Consider the following 15759-nt stretch of genomic DNA (forward strand, 5'->3'; position numbering starts at 1 on the left):
AAACTGGCACGCCCTGTGCTTAAGGTTATGTATACAAGTTGCAGTACAAGTTGCAGCGCCTACATAACCGCTAAGGGAACCGCCCATGAAAAACATCAAACCTGAAGTCGATAAGAAACGCCGCCAGCTGATGAAATGGCTCGCCATTACCGGCGGCGTATCCACGCTTGGCGGCATGATCCCCACCTCTGTTTTTGCAGCTGACGACGATGAAATTCGCATTGGTTACTGGCCGATTGTTGGCGGTTTACCGTTATATGTCGCACTGGAGCAAGGCTTTTTTAAAGAGGCCGGACTGAATGTGAAAGGCGTGAAATTTGCCAGCGCACAGCAAATTGTCGAAGGGATGATCACCGGCAGGATCCACGGCTGCGCCAATGGTACAGCCACCGGCGCACTGGGACTGGGGGCGATCACCTCGCCGGATTTGTTCAAAATCATCTGCTCGAATCCGTCTAATCATCAGCTGGTTCTGGATGAATTTCTGGTGCCGCTGAACAGCACCGCGAAAGCGATCAGTGATCTGAAAGGCAAGAAGATCGCCTGCGGTCCGGGGATCCAGAACGTGACGATGGCGAAGATCATTCTGAAGAAAAATGGTTTCACCAATCCTTCCGTGATCGAACTGCCGGTCGGGCAGCACGCCCCGGCTCTGGCCGCCGGACAAATTGACGGCGTATATACGCTCGAGCCAACCGGCACCGTCGGGCGCATGAAGAATCTCTCCCGCACGCTGGAAACCGGCGTGATTTCTAAATATGTGCTCGGCAATGCCGATGCTCCGTGGTTTGGCGGCGCAGCGGCGCTGAACTCCAGCTTTATCGCCAGCAAACCCGAACAAACCAAAAAGTTTATTGCCGCTTATCAGAAAGCGGTGGATTTCATTGCGGCGCATCCAGATAAAGCCCGCGAAAATGTCGCCGGTTACACCAGCATCGAACCGGCGCTGGTCAAAGAAGTGCCGCTGCCGGGCTTTGTGATGTATCCCGATTTGAAAGGCGACAATCTGCAATGGTTCCAGAAGTTTTATGACGTCTTTACCCAAAGAAAAATCTTCAGCAAGCCGGTGGATGTCGCTTCGCTGATTTATCAGGGATAAGGAGAAACAGGATGACTTCACGCTGGTCTTCAAGGTTACTGCCGCTGGTCGGCCCCGTACTGCTGTTTTTATTCTGGCAACTGGCCGTCAGTGCAAAATGGCTGAATCCCGTGCTTCTGCCTTCGCCCGTCGAGACGATTGGCTATATGTTTCAGTCATTTTTCGATGCGTCCATGCGCACCGACATCGGTGCCACGCTGTACCGCACGCTGGTGTCCTTCGCCTTTGCCGCGGTGATCGGCGTGCCGCTGGGCGTGATTTTAGGCAGCAACGAAAAGATTTACCGCAGCCTGGAATTTCTGATCGACTTCTTCCGCTCCACGCCGTCATCAGCGCTGATCCCGCTGTTTATGCTGATTTTCGGCATTACTGATGCCAACAAAATTGCCATCGCCGCCTTTGCCGCGGTGCTGGTTATTCTGTTTAACAGCGCGTACGGCGTAATGAATGCGAAGAAAACCCGCCTGATGGCGGCAAGAGTCATGGGGATCTCCCGCTGGCATATTTTCAAAGACATCCTGCTGATGGAAAGTCTGGCGCAAACCTTTGTTGGCCTGCGCACCGGCGTGTCGATTGCACTGGTGATCGTGATCGTCGCCGAAATGTTTATCGGATCCGAAACCGGCCTCGGCCACCGGATCATTGATGCCCAGCAGGTGTTCAACATTAAAGATATGTACGCGTCGATCCTGATAACCGGCGCGCTGGGTTATCTGCTGAATCTGGCCTTTTTGCTGATCGAGAAAAAAACCGTCCACTGGAGTAGCAAAGCATGACGCAACCTCTCTCGCTGAATCCTGATTACAAAGGCCCGCAGTTGCCGCAATACGCCACGCGCCCGGACACTCATGTGACCATCCGCGGACTGAGCAAGGCGTTTGCCGGACAACCGCTGTATACCGATCTCAATCTCGACTTGCCGCGCGGAAAAATTGTGTCGATCTTCGGCCCGAACGGCTGCGGTAAATCGACCTTAATGAACATGGTCGCCGGGCTGATCCCGGTGGACAAAGGCGACATTCTGTTTGACGGCAAAACGCTGGCGCAGACCACCATCGGTTATGTGTTTCAGAACTACCGTGACGCGCTGTTTCCGTGGATGAGTGCGCGCGCAAACATCGCGTATCCGCTGATCCGCCACGGCATGAGTAAAGCGGACGTCAATGCACGCGTGGAAGAACTGACGCAGATGTTTGATATCCGCTTCGACCTCAAACGCTATCCGTATGAGCTTTCCGGCGGCCAGCAGCAAACCGTGTGCATCATGCGGGCGCTGGCGACGCGTCCGGAGGTCATGTTCCTTGACGAGCCTTTCTCGGCGCTGGATTTTGAAATGACGCTGTTTATCCGCGATAAATTGCAGGAAGTTCAGCTGGCGACTGGCGTCACCATGCTGATCGTATCGCACGATCTGGAAGATGCGGTGTTTCTGGCGGATGAGATTTTACTGCTGACGCGACGACCGACGCAGATTGCGGAAATTGTCCCGTTCGACCTGCCGCGCCCGCGTGGTTCAGAAATTATGAGCCATCCGGAATTTATCCGCGTGAAAGCGCATACGCTGGAAGTGTTTAAACGGGAGATGGCGCTTTAACTGCGGAGTCATGAATAAGATCAGGGGCGCGAATTCTGCGCCCCTGTGATTTTCATATGATGAATCAATACTTACAGCGCAAAACGCGATTGTGGCCACAGCCAGGCCGCGCCGCGCACCCCGCTCGAATCACCGTGAACGGCTTTGAGGATTGGCGTTTCACATTCGCCGCCAAACACCCATTGTTTGATAAGCAGCGGAACGGTCTGATACAAACGGTCCACATTGCTCATGCCGCCGCCCAAAACAATCACGTCCGGGTCGAGAATATTCACCACGTTCGCCAGGGCTTTTGCCAGACGACGCTCGTAACGACCCAGCGCCAGTTCTGCCATTTCGTCGCCCTGCTCCACCAGCGCAATAATCTCTGCCCCTTTCAACCTCTGACCTGTATGACGGAAGTAGTCCTCGGCAAAACCGGTGCCGGAAACAAACGTCTCAACACAGCCAGATTTTCCGCAATAACACGGCACTTCGCGGGCAAACTGCATTTCTTCCTCGTCCTGCCACGGCAGCGGATTGTGGCCCCATTCGCCTGCGTTACCGTTGCCGCCCGCGTGCGCCACGCCGTTAAGCGCAATGCCGGAACCACAGCCGGTGCCGATAATCACGGCAAACACGGTATGACGACCTGCGCCTGCGCCATCGGTGGCTTCAGATACCGCCAGACAATTGGCGTCGTTAGCAATATGCACTTCGCGTTTCAGCAACAGCGCCAGATCCTCATCCAGTTGCTGACCGTTCAACCAGACCGAATTGGCATTCTTCACTTTGCCGGTGAACGGCGATAACGTGCCGGGGATGCCGAGCCCCACGCTGCCGCGCTGGCCGGTGCCTTTCTCGGCGTCCAGCACCAGCCCTTCAATGGCTTTAAGTGTGCGCTCGTAGTCATTTCTCGGCGTATCGACGCGTTTGCGAAACAGCTCCTTGCCTTCATCAGATAACGCAATGACTTCTATTTTTGTGCCGCCTAAATCAATGCCAATTCGCACGTTTTCGTCTCCTTTTTATATCCTGCAGGGTCAGTTTTTCTGAGTCTGTTCAGTTTAGAAGCCAGCGGCTTCTCTCACCAGAATAAGCTGTTATGCAATGTTACAGGCCGCGGCGATTTCTTAACGACGACCGGCGCTCAATTGGTTATCATGCCGCCCTGTATTCATTTACTCAGCGTACCACGAGTGCGCCGGAACAGGGATAACGCCATGTTATGGTTTAAGAATTTGTTGGTTTACCGTTTGAGCCGTGAAGTTTCGTTATCTGCTGACGAAATGGAAAAACAGCTCAGTGCTTTCACCTTTACCCCGTGCGGCAGCCAGGATATGGCGAAAACCGGCTGGGTTTCACCGATGGGTTCTCACGGTGGCGACGCACTGACGCACGTCAACGGCGGGCAGATCCTGATATGCGCACGCAAAGAAGAAAAAATTCTGCCTTCTCCGGTGATTAAACAGGAGTTACAGGCCAAAATTGATCAGCTCGAAGGTGAGCAACACCGCAAGCTGAAAAAGACTGAAAAAGATTCCCTGAAAGATGAAGTGCTGCACAGCCTGATGCCGCGCGCATTCAGCCGCTTCAGCCAGACTTTCATGTGGATTGATACCGTCAACGGTCTGATTATGGTCGATGCCGCCAGCGCCAAAAAGGCCGAAGATATGCTGGCTCTGCTGCGTAAAAGCCTGGGTTCGCTGCCGGTCGTACCGCTGACCATGGAAAGCCCGATCGAACTGACGATGACCGAATGGGTGCGCTCCGGCGAAACGCCTGCCGGTTTCACCTTACAGGACGAAGCCGAGCTGAAAGCGATTCTGGAAGAAGGCGGCGTGATCCGCTGTAAGAAACAGGCGCTGGTCAGCGACGAAATTGCCACGCACATTGAGAACGGCAAACTGGTGACCAAGCTGGCGGTTGACTGGCAGGAACGTATCGCTGTGGTACTGGCCGACGACGGCAGCATTAAACGCCTGAAATTCAGCGACGTAATTCGTGATCAAAATGAAGACATCGACCGCGAAGATTTCGCCGGACGTTTCGATGCCGATTTCGTGCTGATGACCGGTGAACTGGCGGCGTTAATCCAGAACCTGATCGAAGCATTAGGCGGCGAAGCGCAGAGATAATCCCTCTTGCTGCAGAAATAAGAAAAGGCGCTCGAATGGGCGCCTTTCTTGTTTTTGCTGTGTCTGAATACGTTATTTGGTCAGATACTTACAGAGATATGACGTGGTTTCGCCAACCTGCAAGTTGAATTCACTTTTGCCCGGAATGTAGAAGGTTTCGCCTGGCTTGAAGACCTGCCAGTCCGGAGATCCTGGGATCAGCACTTTCAGTGAGCCGCTGATGACGGTCATTTCTTCCGGCTTTGCAGTCCCGAACGTGTATTCACCGACGGCCATCACACCAACACTGGCTGAACCGGTACTTTCGCTGTCGAAACCAATCGACTTCACTTTCCCGTCAAAATACTCATTATTTTTCAACATAGATTGGCCCTTTGCGATAATTTTCAGAGCCTTCATATTAGGGGCAGAAACTGTCTTCTGTCACTGATTATTACCGCTTTATCTGCACCAGACGACACCGCCCGCAAAGCGGTGTCACTGATTTGATTTTACGGCCACACAGTGCCATTGTGGATAGCTGTATGCCCCGTCCGCCACATCTTCAGACCACCAGCTCCGCCGCCAGTTTGGCCATCAGCACATTCGATAACAACACCGGAATATTCAGATGCTTTTTCAGCACATCCACGTGATGTTTGTTGAAGCCGATACAATCGAGCACCACCACTTCCGCACCCTGTTCAGCCAGGCGCATCGCGGCTTCCGTCAGCGCCTGATCGTCAGAAAGGTACGGACTGGCGACAGCGAAACACGGCGCTTTGGCTAATTTGCGCCATTTGTTAGCCTGTTCAATCACCTGTGATTCTACCGGCACCACAATGCCTGCCCGGTGCTCACCCACCATCGAGCCAATCAGCGGTGGAATAATGCGATCCGGCTCGAGAAGCAGGGCATTACTGGCATGCAGATGGTTAAACTCACCGGTACACAGCAGCAGAATGGTCATGCAGCCCAGCGCTTCCAGCACATCAATCTTTTCCTGTAAGCCGTGCTCCACGCGCGGCGCGGCCAGCGAGACCTGCGAACCATCCAGCAAACGGGTGACCAGCACCGCGTCGCCTGGCGCAGGTGCATATCGCTCTTCAATTTGCTCCGTGCTTAACCCGTCCAGCAGCCCCACATGGGTGACTGATTTGGCCGGCAGATGCGCCATCAGCAGCGGCATAATGTCGCTGCGTGGCGCCTGTCCGATGGTTAACGTCGCAAGTGATGTCATCATCTGATTACTTCCGGTTTTGCAGGTGACGCAAGCTTCCATACAGCGACAACAGGAGTTGATATTCATCGGCATCGAAGAACTGACAGGTGCCGCGGCCGAACTCTTTCGCCACTTCCACGGCAAATTTCGCCGCCAGCGCGATATCCACTTCATGACTTGCGCCGGTGCCACAGCCCGGCACCACAGATTCCGCCGTAATCGCCACACCGACTACCGGTACGCTGGTTGCCGTTGATGGTTGCAGAATGCTGTTCAGGTGATGGACACCGTTGCCGTACGGCGTGATGTCCTGTGTAGTGATCGGGAAAGTCACCGCCGGTTTGCCGCTGGTCATTTCCATGATGCGCAGCAAATCCTCGGAAACACGCAGGATATAGCCCTCTTTCACCGTCGGTGAAATGGCGTATCCCTTGTGATTGATAATGCGGTTCCCTTTGGTGGTATCGACAGACAGAATGGCATCGACGCCCTCCACTACTTCGTTATCGTTCATGGTCACGTCATCAATCGGCGAATCCATGAAGTCGACCGGATCGTGCGGTCGGGTTGGCGCATTCGGGCAAATATGTGTGGTAACAATCACATCGCCTTCAAGCACGTCGCCCTTGCGTTGCATGTCCGCCAGCTTTAGTGCGCTGGTCACCGCGGCTATGGCGCCGTCGGCATCGGATACCAGCCCGATACGCGTCGGACGCGCACCAATCCCGCCAAGACGACCAATAATTCCGAGCGTTGGCGCAGTGCCGCCGCCGCTCTTACCTTTGCTGCCCGCAATGGTGATGCGGACAAAATCGGTACCGCCCTTCGGGCCGTCAGCACGGTGGGTGCTGGCGATTATGCCGGGATAACCGGCGAATAAGTCCACAATGTCCTGGCCGCTGACATGTGCACTGTCAATCAGTTCGAATACGGTTAATGTCTGTTGCAAACTCATCACAAAATCCTCTTAAAACCCCGCAACCGGCGCATAAGACGCAGTGGCAAAACGGTCGCGGGCGCTGTTCATCGCGGAACAGTCGGTGTGTCATGCTGGCTAAAAGTGAGCCCTGGTGTTGGTGCTGTATTCACTACTTTTTGGCGCTGAAAACCGAAGTGAAGAAGCTGTAAAGTGCGTCACCGGCAATAAAACCTGCTGCCAGCACTTCCATTGGTGTGCGCCCTTTTTCACCCCAGATACGAATAATGATAATGCGCAGCACAATGCCGCAGACTACCGCCCATCCGGCCATTACGCTGTTGATCAGTAAACCGGTGGCGAGCAGTACGCCGAGCTGGCGTTTCGGTCCGCCAATCAGCTGGATCAATGCGCCCGGAATGGCCCAGATCAGTAAGCTGTGAGCGATCCCCGGTTGTGCTCCGGCCTGAATGGTTTTGGCATACACGCGCGCCACCGGCGGCACTAAATCCTGTGCAAAATAGCCGTAATGGGCGTACCAGACCACAGGGATGGCGATAATAAAGGCCAGTAAAGCGGCGAATAACTGGATGCGGCGGCCATAGAGTTCAGCCTGTAAATCTTTGCCATAACCGCGCAGGATGAAACCGGCTTTCAGGTCAAAGCCCATATCGGCAAACGCCGGACCAGTCGCGGCGGTAAAGCCCGTCAGCACGCACAGAGCCAGCGGCGGGAAGCCAATCAGAATGCCGACAATCAGCGTAATCAGCGCCACGGCAAAGGCCGGGAACCAGCCGGAGTGCATTGCCGCAATCCCGACAATCAGTTCATGGAAGAAGGCGGCAAACGCGGCGTAAATCACAAACGCAATCAGCATCCCCACCGACATTTCACTGTAAAGACCACCGGCCAGCGCCAGCAATGCGGCAATCGCGATATAACCGAAAGCGCCCAGCCCCAGTGCTTTACGCACCTCTTTTGCCGGCTGGGTAAAGGTGGTTTTGGCGTCGCTACCTTTGGCACGCACCACCTGAATCACCTGCAACAGTGAAACCAGCCCCGCGCCGACCATCATGCCGTGCGGAATATACAGCGCGTTCAGATCTAAACCGGCAACTGGCTGGGCATAAGCGCGGATAAGCAACCCAATACCGAACATGCTCAGTGCCCAGATATTGCCGATAAACGCCGTACCGAAGGCCGCCATTGGAATTTTGAGCATCGCTCCCGCCAGCCCGACCACCACACCGGCCACCAGCAACCACGCCTGACGCCCGCCGTTATCACCGGCTTTTATAGCTTCAGCGGCAGCAACGCCCGGTGGCCACGCATTACTGGCGGGGAATACTTTGGTATCAAACAGACGGTAAAGCAGATAGGCATCGAGCAACATCGCCACCGCTACGCCGGTGAACATCGGCATAATCAGTTGCGGCTGCCCCATGACATAAGGAACAGCAATCGGCATCAGCAGACTGTTTGCTGCGCCAAATGTCGCGGAGGAAATCACGGTTTGCGCCAGATTCTGTGTGTGAACAGAACGGTAGCGCTGAAATGCCTGCATCGGAATGCGCGCCAGTAACATGGCAAACAACGCTCCGATAATCGACGTGTTAGGCGTAACGCCTAATGTGGTAATCAGCTGAACTCCAATGATTGCGCCCAAAACAGACAGCAGGATCATCACGATGAGAGTGCCAATATCCTTTAGCGGATTTTCCTTATTATTTTTAGCAGGTTGATCTGACATAAGGCCCCTGGTGTTGGCAAATATGAAAACAGCGATTTTGCGGGTCCGTTATTAGTCATTACCTCTCCGGTTAATTACCGGCAGGTAAATGCCAATACTCATCACCCAATTTTTCGGCAAGTTGCCGGGTTACAGCAATCAGTCCGTCCCGGATCCCTTCCGGAATTTCTTTTCCCTGTGCGGGGGATGGGAAAGATAAACACAGCCCCACGATCTCATTGCGATGCTTATTAAAGATGCTGGTGGCTAAGGTACTTATTCCCAGCAACGTTTCGTTATTGGCAAATGACACCCCCGTAAGGCGAACTTCTGCCAGTCGGGATAACAAAACAGTCAGGCTTTCCGGCGCATTCGCCGACTGCGCATGGTACTTACCGCTGAAACGCTGGCGGACTTCATCATCGGTATAGCGTGACAAAATGGCCCGACCAATGGCCGTTTCATGCGCAGGCAACAGGCTTCCCGCAGGAGTGACCACTTGCAAATAGGTTCTGCCGGGGAACATGCGCATCACCATAATATCCCGCCCTTCGAGCATCGAGATGTACCCGGTGCATTGCGTTAGCTGGCTGAGTTGCGTCATATAGGGCGACGCTAAATCTACCAGTGGCGCCGATAAATAATGGCTTGAGACGGCCAGTAATAGCTTTCCAATCTGATAAAGACGACTGTCCGGGTCACGTTCCAGCATCCCTTGCGTTTCCATGGTCATAAGCAAACGCGAAACCGTGCTTTTCGGTAATTTTAAATTTTCGACAACATCACTGAATGACAAACCGGGATGTCCCTGACGGATTTCCTGTTTTGAAAATAACTTCAGCACGGCGGCCGCATTTTCTAATGTCGTCATAAGGAGAAAGTTCCGATATATGGAACAAGGTTCCTGTTTAGATAAATAAAAACTAAGGCTGATACGTGTCAGCGTCAAGCCGTTTATTTTTCACGCAGAATGAGACAGACAAATGAATATGCTTAAAGAAATTCCTAAAGCCATTTAATTCACAGAAAGAGAGATTGAATGCCGAGTAATGATGAGGTGACGCGCGTAAAACTCAGCAGATAATTTTGATTAAATATTGCGCAAAATATAGAGCGCGATCGAGGCTTCAACAAGAATGAACGTGACTGACCAGATAGCAGGCATCGCTTTCGCGTGCTGGCTGAAGAAGTGTCTCAGGGATTTCATCATGGGTTCCGTTGCAGAAGTAGACATAAAAGTAATAACCTGAGTGATTACTTTACGCCTGCAAATTCATCGGCACAACACTTAAGCCCCGGGACATCGATCACAAAAATGGCCCGTTTAATTTACAGTTATCAGGGCGCGGGATTGTAAGACATAAAAAACGAGCCACCGGGGGCTCGTAATCATTATTGCAGTCGGGTGATTTAGCGCGCGACCGGCAATGCCAGCGTATCGAGAATGGCATTCACCACGCCTGCGGGATCCAACGTACCGTCAACCACATGATGAGCAGCCTGCTGATATAGAGCTTCGCGCTCATTCAGCACTTCCTTCATTTCTTCGGTAATGGGTTTACCGGTCAGGGTAGGTCGCTGATCTTCCAGCGGAGAATCTTCCAGACGATTGGCCAGCGTCGAGGCTGGCGAACGCAGATAAATAACCGTACCGGCATCACGCATGAAATCGCGGTTTTCCTGCGCCAGGACCACACCGCCACCGGTCGCGATCACCGTGAAGGGGGCGCAAATCGCTTTCAGCGTCTCAGTTTCGCGGCGGCGGAAACCTTCCCAGCCTTCACGTTCAACGATATCCGCCACGCTCATCCCGGATGTGCTCAGCAATGTCAGATCGGTATCAACAAATTTATAGCCCAGTGCTTTCGCCAGAGCGCTGCCGACTGTCGTTTTACCCGCACCGCGCGCGCCTACCATGAAAATGGGTTGTGTCATTACCGCTATCCTTTATTTCCCGGGAGCCGTTAGCCCGCCTGATGAAAATCCATCATCAATATGAAGTTGAACGTTAAAAAGTGGTCATTGTACTGGCCTGGCGCTGTACTCGCTAAATAGTACAACAAAAAAGCCTCACTGGCAGATTTTTATCATCTGCCGGTGAAGCTTCTGTAGCGTTTTATTTACGCTATAGCGTTCATCATACTGAAAAATCCTTGTCGCGCAAAGGCCTGCGGGCAGCTTTGCGATCCAGCTTCCATAAGTTGCTGTATCAGCGAGGTTTACAGATATACACCAGCGCCGGTGGAAAATTCTTTACCACGCGGATTTTTTTCCAGGTGAAATAGCGTGACAGCAGTTTCTCCGAGAGGTGGCTATATTGGAACAGGACAAGCACCCCGTCCTTTTCTTTCAGCTGCTGGCGGGTGGCCTGCAAAATCCGGATGCTGGTGCGCACCGGCATTGACAGCAGCGGCAGACAGGAAAACACCGCGTCATACTGAGTGCTCATATGCTCTGCAGAATGCGCCATCACCTGTAGACGGGGGTCGTCCATCTGGTTCAGCTTGCGGACAAACGCAGGCTGTATTTCAAATGCCTCGAGTTTTGCATCCGCACGCATCCGGCTGAGAATCCGGCGGGTCAGCACGCCGTCGGCCGCGCCCAGTTCAGCAATCTCCAGCGACGTAGCCCAGTCAATCTGGCTGAGCATCGCGTGGCACAACCACGGGGATGACGGCATCAGCGTCCCCATCGTCCTGGGTGAACTAATAAAATTTTGTAAATAGAAAAATTGATTCTGAATCGAAATACCTGTGTTCTTAATTGTCATTCTTGCGGCATTCAGCATATTAACTTCCTCCTGAGGACATAGACCCTTATATACCGCAAAAATTCTTAAGAAATGATTAATAAAGGAAATAATCGTCAGAAAGAAGAAGATAAATTAAAACACATGGGATGATTCTCAAAAGAGCCCCAGAATGAAGAAAATAAAAAGGCCAATGTCAGGTGACATTGGCCTTCTCGCTACAGGAAAATACTTAATTAGATTTTATAAAAAAGGTTTTATATAAAATCTGAATTTTATTTATACAGTTCAACACTTGCACGGTTCAGGCTGGAGTCGCCCGGAGTACCCTGACCGATCACACGGTAGTGGGTCGCGCCTTTATCGTTCGCTACCTGGTTCAGTTGGTCACGCATGCTGCCCGGGACGGTATTAGGTGCGCTGACTGAAACAACACCCAGTGACTGATAATTACCGCTTTGCGCCTGCATTTCTGAAATTGGCGTAGCAGCAAGAGCAGAGAATGAAGCAACGGTAATAGCAATAGCTGTAATTGCAGGTAAGAGTTTCATAATACGCACCTTTCTTTGTTAGTTTCGTTAATTAATGGAGCGGAAGTCATCCGTTGAATTAATTATCGGCGAATCAATGAAAGCGGACGTAATCGAACGTAAAGAAGTTTAACCTTTGTGGTAAAAATAAGGAGAGAGTGAAAGCAAATATTTCTGTGAGCGTAACTGGTGGAAAAACGAGGATATTTAATGGAGAAAGTATGGAGAGAATTCAAAGTTATTCAAGAACGGGACAACATTCGCACAAATCGACGCCGCTATGCAATCGCTGATATGATTATTTTTTATGAATTTTCTGTTGCTGTGATCTCCTGCAAGTTCATGGCACAGAGTTCGGGTTCCGCGTGTGCGGAAAACCTTTGCACAATGATGAAAGGGAGTGTTTATGGCGGGTGGCAGCCTTCTGGCTTTAATCGATGATATAGCATCGATTCTTGATGACGTTGCGGCGATGAGTAAAGTCGCCGCTAAAAAGACAGCCAGCGTATTGGGCGACGATCTGGCGCTGAATGCTCAGCAGGTGACCGGGGTGAAAGCCGATCGTGAATTGCCGATTGTCTGGGCGGTCGCCAAAGGCTCAATGATTAACAAAGCAATTCTGGTGCCGCTGGCGTTACTGATCAGCGCCTTTATCCCCTGGGCTATCACGCCTTTACTGATGATTGGCGGTGCTTACCTGTGTTATGAAGGCTTCGAAAAAGTCGCTCACAAATTCATGCCCGGTGAGCATCACGAAGAAGAAAAACCAGCAGCGGCTGAAGTAAAAAATGAAGCCGATGCTAAAAAACAGGAAAAAGAGAAGGTCAAAGGTGCCGTTCGTACTGACTTTATTCTTTCTGCTGAAATCATCGTGATCTCACTGGGAATTGTGTCATCCGCACCTTTCCTCAATCAGGTTACCGTGATGGTACTGATTGCTGTAGCGATGACCATTGGCGTTTACGGGCTGGTCGGGGCGATTGTCAAAATTGACGACGCCGGTTTGTACCTGAGCAAGCTGAACGGCGAAAGCGGCATGATGAACGCCGTCCGCGCCTTTGGTCGCGGCATCGTGAATCTCGCGCCGTGGCTGATGAAGATACTGTCGGTGGTCGGCACCATCGCCATGTTCCTGGTCGGTGGCAGCATTATCAGCCACGGTTTACCGTTCATGCACAGCCTGATTGAACCGCTGACACACGGGCATGAAAGCTGGGTGAATACGCTGATTACCGGCGCCACCGATTTGGTTATCGGTCTGGTGGTCGGTGCCGCCGTACTGGCGCTGGTGATGATTGGGAAAAAGATGTTCGGGAAGAAATAACAGAAAACTGTCTTCGCGCCCTCTGGTCAAGGGAGGGCGCGACCACACTGCTATTCTTTAGTTTTTCGATGCCACCAGCATCATAATATCGCTGGTAAATGAGCCGTCGGGCTGAATTTCAAAATGTTTGACCACATCCTCAGACATCACTTTTTGCAGTTCGCGGATAGCGACAGCGAAATGTTCCGGTGTCCGCATACGTGCTATCCAGCTGGTGAATTCCAGCGGCAGGCGGTCGGTGGTGACTTCGCGGGAAATCAGGCCTGCTTCTGAAGCCATATTCAGCCATTCGCCCGGAGAATAATTGCGGACATGAGAGGTGTCGCGCAGTACTTCAATCGTTTGCAGATAAATATCCAGCAGCGGATGCCCCGGTGATACCACATCCATCATAATAAATTTACCGCCCGGCTTCAGCACACGCGCCACTTCGCGCAGCGCCTGCCCGACATCATGCCAGTGATGTGCAGAATAGCGGCTGATAATGATATCCGCGCTGCGGTCGTCAAACGGCAGTGACTCTGCAACGCCCTGCTGTACCGTAATGTTGTTCAGATCTTTATCTTTTGCCGCCTGCGCCACCACTTCCAGCATCTGCGCCGACAAATCGTAGGCAATCACATTTTTGACCACTCCGGCCGCAACAAAGCTGGCGTGTCCCGCACCACATCCCAGATCAATCACCCGCGCATCCGGAAAAGGTGCCAGCAGCGTCGCCAGACGTTGCAGATCCGCGCCCTGTGAGTGAACGGCGCTGGTCAGATAATCTTTTGCCTGTGAACCAAACTGCTTATCAACGGCCTGTGTATGGGTGTTTTTCGTGTTCATCATTGCTCCTGTCTGTCTTGTTTTTGTAATGAGAAAGCGGGTTTCAATTGACCTCAAAATCACTATAGGCATTGTTTTATACGGGTACAATATGAGCATTTATACTGGTATAAGTTACTCCCTGTTTAAACACTTCCTGTTTAAGAAGCATCTGTCTAAGAGGACGTCATGATTGATAACGCAGAGTCGCTGAGCGGCCCGAAGGCGCTGGGCACCTTTTTACGCACACACCGCGAACGGGTGACACCGGAAATGGTGGGGCTGCCGGGCTCACCCCGTCGCAGAACCAGCGGACTGCGGCGTGAAGAATTGGCGCAAATCAGCGGCATCAGTGCCACGTGGTATACGTGGATTGAACAGGGACGCGATGTGTCGATATCAGCCGCCACGCTTGACCGTCTGGCGAAATCGCTGCGCATGGAACCTGCCGCGCGTGAGTATTTATTCAGCCTCGCGTCGGTGAAAGACCCTGAGGCGTTGCCGTCTTCCGCCACGCCGGACGCGGGTCTGAAAGATTACGTCAATCAGCTGAGCTGCCCCGGTTACCTGCTCGACAGTTGCTGGAATGTGCTGGCGTGGAACCCGCAGGCTGGCGCGCTCTTCAGCGGCTGGCTCGGCGTGGACGAGGATCCCAATTTGCTGGATTTTATGTTTCTGCATCCGCTGGCGCGTCAGCTGGTGACTAACTGGCCGGAACGCGCCAAACGCGTGGTGGCGGAATTTCGTGCGGAAACCAGTCATTACCCCCATTCTGAAGCGGTTCGCCAGTCAGTGCTCCGGTTACGGGAACGTAGCACTGAATTCAACCAGTGGTGGACGCAACAGGAAGTGCTGGCACGCGAAGGGGGTGAACGGCGCTTTAATCATCCTGTCAGCGGTGAAATTCGTTACCGGCAACAGACATTTTTTCCGGCAGGATATGCGGAGTGCAAACTGGTCATGCTGCTGCCGGAAGAATAAAGCCGTGAACAGGCAGCCCGCTGTTTTTTCACGCTTAATCGGAATTTTCGCCAATTGACAGACTGCTGCCTGATATGTGAGGCTGACTTACAGGTTTCCTCAATAGCTGGTTTCCTCAATGACAGGACAAAGCCCATGCTGACACGCCAGATTTATCAGGATGAAGAGATCGAAATCCGCGCTGCCACCGAGCTGGAAGCCATCACTCACTTTGCCGCCGTTCAGGCCTCGGTCAAGGAAATTGGTGCATGGGAAAGCTGGTGTAACGATAAATATTCTCCTGAAGACAGCCGCAAATATCTTACCGACAGTGAGCAAAAACGTCATCGCGGCGTAGAATTCAATTTCTGTGTTTTCGAGCGTTCCGGCGGTGATCTGATTGGCAGCGTGGGCATCAACCGCATCGTTCAGGAATATAAGTTTTCAAATCTCGGCTACTGGATCCGCACCGGTTATACCGGCCGGGGGCTGGCAACGCTGGCGGTCAGAGCCGCAGCGCGTTTTGCGTTTACCGAACTTGAGCTGACCCGTCTGGAAATCGTGGTGATGGACGGCAATGAACGTAGCCGCCGCGTGGCAGAAAAAGCGGGCGCGACGTCCGAAGGTCTGCACCGTAACCGGCTTTATTATCACGGTCAGCCGCGTGACGCCTGGGTGTATTCTTTGATCCCGGGCGATCTCTGAGGCTGGCTCCACAAAAAAGATAAGGCAA

The 15759-nt window shown here is 52.6% G+C and carries 18 protein-coding genes; 7 read left to right on the forward strand and 11 right to left on the reverse strand.

The annotated features are described in order from the left end of the window. The first annotated feature begins 85 nt into the window (after positions 1–85). From D6C13_RS15265 to D6C13_RS15275, 3 genes are read left to right on the forward strand one after another with little or no spacing between them, the layout of a single operon-like run. Positions 86–1099, forward strand: coding sequence for an ABC transporter substrate-binding protein (locus D6C13_RS15265; protein WP_120133567.1), 1014 nt, complete (start codon positions 86–88; stop codon positions 1097–1099). Between the two features lie 11 nt (positions 1100–1110). Then, positions 1111–1875, forward strand: a complete 765-nt coding sequence (locus D6C13_RS15270) for an ABC transporter permease (RefSeq protein ID WP_120133568.1) — start codon at positions 1111–1113, stop codon at positions 1873–1875. Next, the gene (locus D6C13_RS15275; protein ID WP_244212701.1) at positions 1872–2693 is read left to right on the forward strand and encodes an ABC transporter ATP-binding protein; all 822 of its coding nucleotides are present in this window, start codon (positions 1872–1874) and stop codon (positions 2691–2693) included. The genes D6C13_RS15270 and D6C13_RS15275 overlap by 4 nt, the downstream gene beginning before the upstream one ends. 71 nt (positions 2694–2764) lie before the next feature. Here the strand turns inward: D6C13_RS15275 and mak are convergent, their stop codons facing one another. Then, positions 2765–3685 carry a fructokinase gene (gene mak / locus D6C13_RS15280; RefSeq protein WP_120133569.1) on the reverse strand — a complete coding sequence of 307 codons (921 nt, stop codon included), beginning with the start codon at positions 3683–3685 and terminating at the stop codon, positions 2765–2767. 210 nt (positions 3686–3895) lie between these two features. On the opposite strand from mak, the gene rdgC reads away from it, so the two are divergent. Further along, positions 3896–4810, forward strand: coding sequence for a recombination-associated protein RdgC (gene rdgC / locus D6C13_RS15285; RefSeq protein WP_120133570.1), 915 nt, complete (start codon positions 3896–3898; stop codon positions 4808–4810). A 72-nt stretch (positions 4811–4882) separates the two neighbouring features. On the opposite strand, the gene ppnP is transcribed toward rdgC, so the two are convergent. From ppnP to D6C13_RS15325, 9 genes are all read right to left on the reverse strand, one after another. Further along, a complete protein-coding gene (gene ppnP / locus D6C13_RS15290) occupies positions 4883–5173 on the reverse strand; it encodes a pyrimidine/purine nucleoside phosphorylase (RefSeq protein ID WP_013576688.1) in 291 nt (96 codons plus the stop codon). Between the two features lie 181 nt (positions 5174–5354). Continuing rightward, positions 5355–6032, reverse strand: coding sequence for an AroM family protein (locus tag D6C13_RS15295; protein WP_120133571.1), 678 nt, complete (start codon positions 6030–6032; stop codon positions 5355–5357). 4 nt (positions 6033–6036) lie between these two features. Beyond that, positions 6037–6966 carry a DUF1177 domain-containing protein gene (locus D6C13_RS15300; protein ID WP_120133572.1) on the reverse strand — a complete coding sequence of 310 codons (930 nt, stop codon included), beginning with the start codon at positions 6964–6966 and terminating at the stop codon, positions 6037–6039. 133 nt (positions 6967–7099) lie between these two features. Then, positions 7100–8677: an OPT/YSL family transporter gene (locus tag D6C13_RS15305; protein ID WP_120133573.1), complete on the reverse strand. Its 1578-nt coding sequence runs from the start codon at positions 8675–8677 to the stop codon at positions 7100–7102. Between the two features lie 70 nt (positions 8678–8747). Continuing rightward, positions 8748–9527: an IclR family transcriptional regulator gene (locus tag D6C13_RS15310; RefSeq protein WP_120133574.1), complete on the reverse strand. Its 780-nt coding sequence runs from the start codon at positions 9525–9527 to the stop codon at positions 8748–8750. Between the two features lie 219 nt (positions 9528–9746). After that, positions 9747–9890 (reverse strand): hypothetical protein, encoded by a 144-nt coding sequence (locus tag D6C13_RS25650; RefSeq protein WP_167458034.1) that lies wholly within the window; start codon positions 9888–9890, stop codon positions 9747–9749. A gap of 176 nt (positions 9891–10066) precedes the next feature. Then, positions 10067–10591 (reverse strand): shikimate kinase AroL, encoded by a 525-nt coding sequence (gene aroL, locus D6C13_RS15315; RefSeq protein ID WP_120133575.1) that lies wholly within the window; start codon positions 10589–10591, stop codon positions 10067–10069. Positions 10592–10865: 274 nt separating this feature from the next. Then, on the reverse strand, positions 10866–11444 hold the full coding sequence (locus D6C13_RS15320; RefSeq protein ID WP_120133576.1) for a class I SAM-dependent methyltransferase: 579 nt from the start codon (positions 11442–11444) through the stop codon (positions 10866–10868). Positions 11445–11680: 236 nt separating this feature from the next. Further along, positions 11681–11956, reverse strand: coding sequence for a YdgH/BhsA/McbA family protein (locus D6C13_RS15325; protein ID WP_120133577.1), 276 nt, complete (start codon positions 11954–11956; stop codon positions 11681–11683). 385 nt (positions 11957–12341) lie between these two features. Between D6C13_RS15325 and D6C13_RS15330 the strand changes: the two genes are divergently transcribed. Then, positions 12342–13259, forward strand: coding sequence for a DUF808 domain-containing protein (locus tag D6C13_RS15330; RefSeq protein ID WP_120133578.1), 918 nt, complete (start codon positions 12342–12344; stop codon positions 13257–13259). Between the two features lie 57 nt (positions 13260–13316). Here the strand turns inward: D6C13_RS15330 and D6C13_RS15335 are convergent, their stop codons facing one another. After that, positions 13317–14186: a class I SAM-dependent methyltransferase gene (locus D6C13_RS15335; RefSeq protein WP_341868023.1), complete on the reverse strand. Its 870-nt coding sequence runs from the start codon at positions 14184–14186 to the stop codon at positions 13317–13319. Positions 14187–14255: 69 nt separating this feature from the next. On the opposite strand from D6C13_RS15335, the gene D6C13_RS15340 reads away from it, so the two are divergent. Together D6C13_RS15340 and D6C13_RS15345 are read left to right on the forward strand one after the other, a co-directional pair. Continuing rightward, positions 14256–15047: a helix-turn-helix transcriptional regulator gene (locus D6C13_RS15340; RefSeq protein ID WP_120133580.1), complete on the forward strand. Its 792-nt coding sequence runs from the start codon at positions 14256–14258 to the stop codon at positions 15045–15047. 135 nt (positions 15048–15182) lie between these two features. Continuing rightward, positions 15183–15731, forward strand: a complete 549-nt coding sequence (locus D6C13_RS15345) for a GNAT family N-acetyltransferase (protein WP_120133581.1) — start codon at positions 15183–15185, stop codon at positions 15729–15731. Positions 15732–15759: the final 28 nt, after the last annotated feature.

The organism is Rahnella woolbedingensis (assembly GCF_003602095.1).
Taxonomy (GTDB): Bacteria; Pseudomonadota; Gammaproteobacteria; order Enterobacterales; family Enterobacteriaceae; genus Rahnella; species Rahnella woolbedingensis.